This window comes from Mesorhizobium sp. M7A.F.Ca.CA.004.04.2.1 (assembly GCF_004022825.1).
In the GTDB taxonomy this organism is placed as follows: Bacteria; Pseudomonadota; Alphaproteobacteria; order Rhizobiales; family Rhizobiaceae; genus Mesorhizobium.
The window spans coordinates 1-2,594 of record NZ_RZPH01000876.1 but is presented as its reverse complement, the minus strand read 5'-3'; the positions used below and the strand labels follow the sequence as shown (position 1 = coordinate 2,594).

Annotated in this window: 2 protein-coding genes; one reads left to right on the top strand and one right to left on the bottom strand. The window is 62.5% G+C overall.

Features of this window, described 5'->3' with window-relative positions; genetic code table 11:
- Window positions 1-600: LysR substrate-binding domain-containing protein (locus tag EN893_RS28520; RefSeq protein ID WP_128361968.1), on the bottom strand; the 600-nt coding region annotated here is incomplete at its 3' end.
- A 152-nt stretch (window positions 601-752) separates the two neighbouring features.
- On the opposite strand from EN893_RS28520, the gene EN893_RS28515 reads away from it, so the two are divergent.
- Window positions 753-2,453 (top strand): Na/Pi cotransporter family protein, encoded by a 1,701-nt coding sequence (locus EN893_RS28515; RefSeq protein WP_127266986.1) that lies wholly within the window; start codon window positions 753-755, stop codon window positions 2,451-2,453.
- Window positions 2,454-2,594: the final 141 nt, after the last annotated feature.

The following is a 2,594-nucleotide window of genomic DNA, read 5'->3' as shown; positions in this document are numbered from 1 at the left end:
TTTCTGACGCGTCTTCGAACCGCGCTCGCGCATGACCAGCGATTCCTGCGCGAGTTGCTTGAGGGTGAGCGACTTTTTCGCGGCCAGCGGGTGGTCGATGGATGCAAACGCGATGATCGGCGTCGAGTTGAGTTTCAGCACCTCGAAATCGCGCCCTGTCGGCACCTCGCCCAGCACGCCGATGTCGGCATCGTAGCTGTAGAGGCTGCTGATCACCGTCTCGGTGTTGCCGGCGCGCACCGAAACCTGCACGCCGGGGTAGCGGGCCCGGAAGCTGCCGAGAATGTGAAGCAGATGATGTGCGGCATCGGCGACGATGCGTAGCGTGCCGGAACGCAGCGCGCGCGACTCCGTCAGCAACTCCAGCGCCTGTTGCTCGGTATCGAACATGCGGTGGGTTATCTCGAGCAGCTTTTGGCCCGAATGGGTCAGCGTGACCTGCTTCTTGTTGCGGTTGAACAACAGCACATCATACTCTTCCTCGAGCTTGCGCACCTGGTCCGAGATCGCCGGCTGGGTCAGGAAGAGCGCTTCGGCAGCGCGTGAAAAGCCACCGGAGATGGCCACCTGGTGAAAGGCCCGCAATTGGACGTAGCGCATCTTACGTGCCTCCGACATTTCTGAAATCGCCAACATCCTATCATAAGTACAGCTTGGGAAAAGATAGAAATGAACGATTTGACTTATGTTTAGGCAGCCATCAGCCTGAGTGTGGGTCGACGTCTCTGCCGGCCGTTGGCCGGGAGGTCGCTATGCAATTTTCCATCATCCTGCTGCACCTGGCGGGTGCCGTCATGCTGCTGCTCTGGGCCGTGCACATGGTGCGCACGGGCGTCGAGCGCGCCTGCGGCCCTGCCTTGCGCGATGCGCTGAGACAGGCGCGGGGTGCGCGGATCAGGTCGGCGGGCGTCGGCACCGTGCTTGCCGTGCTGCTGCAAAGCTCGACCGCAGTCGCCATCCTGGCGGCCGGGTTTGCCGTCAGCGGCATGGTTTCGGTGTCGGCGGGGCTGGCGATCCTGCTGGGCGCCGACCTCGGTTCCGCTCTGGTCGTCCAGGTGCTGTCGTTCGATCTGAGCTGGCTGGTGCCGGCGCTGATCCTGGTCGGCGGCGCCATGGCCCTGAAGTTCGAGGCGCGCGGCATCAAGCAGGGCGGACGCATCCTGATGGGCGTCGCCTTCGTTCTGTTGTCGCTGCATATGATCGGCGAGGCGACCGCACCCATGCGGCAGAGCACCTTGCTGCCACTGGTGATCTCCTACCTGCGCGCGGACTATTTCACCGCCTTCGCCGCTGCTGCCCTGTTCACATGGCTGATCCACTCCAGCGTAGCGGCGATCCTGCTGTTCGTCACGCTTGCCGCGCAAGGCGTCTTGCCGGTCGAGGTCGGCCTGTTCTTCATCCTCGGCGCCAATTGCGGTGGTGCGCTGATTGCGGTGTGGCTGACACGCGGCGATGCCGTCGAGGCGCGCCGTGTCCCGCTTGGCAATCTGATCTTTCGCGGCACGACGGCGCTCGCCGCCTTGTTTGCGCTTCAGGCCGTGACCTTCCCGGCGCATCTGTTCGGCGTAACCGAAGGCCGCCAACTGGTCAACCTGCACCTTGCCTTCAATCTGGTACTCGTCATCGGCTGCTTGCCGTTCACCGGCACGATGGAAAAGCTCGCCACCTTGCTGATCCCCGACAGGCCAGCGGCAAAGGCAGGGGAGGCTGGGGACCTGATGTCACGCCGCACCAGCGCGCTCGACCGCACCGTCATGCGCACACCCGGTCTCGCTCTGGCCAGTGCGACCCGCGAGTTGCTGCGCGTGGGCGAAGTCGTCGAGGTGATGCTGCGCCCGGTGATGGATTTCTTCGACGCCGGCACCGCCGACCAGATACGCCAAGCCCAAAAACTCGATGAGGAGGTCAACCGCGCCCACACCGAGATCAAGCTCTACATTGCCGAAGTCAATCGCGGCAGCATGAGCGCGGCCGAGGCGCAGCGCGGCATCGAGCTCACCGACTTCGCCATCAATCTCGAACGCGCCGGCGATATCGTCGCCAAGAACCTGCTCGTGCTCACCCAGGAGCTGCGTGACAAGAACCTGCGCTTTTCACGCGACGGCTGGAGCGAACTGGCCGGGCTTCACAACCGTGTCATGGCCAACATGCAGCTTGCGCTCAATGTGCTGGTGTCGAGCGATCTCGAGTCGGCGCGGCAACTCGTCGTCGAGAAGGAGCATATGCGCAGACTGGAACGCACGAGCCACGACCGTCACCTCAAGCGCCTGCAATCGGGAATGCCGCAGAGCATCGACACCAGCGACATCCATCTGGAGGCGGTGCGGGCACTGAAGGAAATCAACTCGCTGATGGCTTCTGTCGCCTATCCGCTGCTGACGCAGAGCGGTGATCTGCTCGAAAGCCGGCTGGCGAGAGGGGCAGCGGAAGGGAGGGCTCCTGCACTGGCCTGACGGGTGACATTCTCCGCTGGCGAGTGGCAATCTTTGCCATCGTTAGAATCGATACATCGATACAAAATAACGATTTTACAAATAGATCATTCAGGCCAAGAATAAGGCCACATCGAACGCAGATCGAGCGGAGGACAACAT